This window comes from Pseudomonas sp. HY13-MNA-CIBAN-0226, assembly GCF_040310305.1.
Lineage (GTDB): Bacteria > Pseudomonadota > Gammaproteobacteria > Pseudomonadales > Pseudomonadaceae > Aquipseudomonas > Aquipseudomonas gregormendelii.
Window position 1 is genome coordinate 1 of sequence record NZ_JBEOPS010000677.1, and the last position, 232, is coordinate 232.

1 pseudogene is annotated in these 232 nt (G+C 59.5%); it reads right to left on the reverse strand.

From position 1 onward, the window contains the following. Positions 1–232, reverse strand: a pseudogene (locus AAEZ05_RS30395) (cardiolipin synthase); the annotation flags it as partial.

The window sequence follows — 232 nt, forward strand, 5'->3', positions numbered from 1 at the left end:
GCTTTTTCCTTCAACAGGGCCTGTAACTGGCGGCCCAGTTCGTCATCGTGAATGATGAAAAACTGGAACAGCACCGCGGTCTTTGCGTGACGGATAGCCTCGAAGATCGCGCCGAAGGTGGCATCGCCATTGATCAACAGGCGCACTTCATTGTTGGCCAGGCACGGCATACGGCCCAGCTTGGGCATGGCGCGCAAGGAGGCATAGGCGCTGGAGTTGCGCGCTGCGAGCG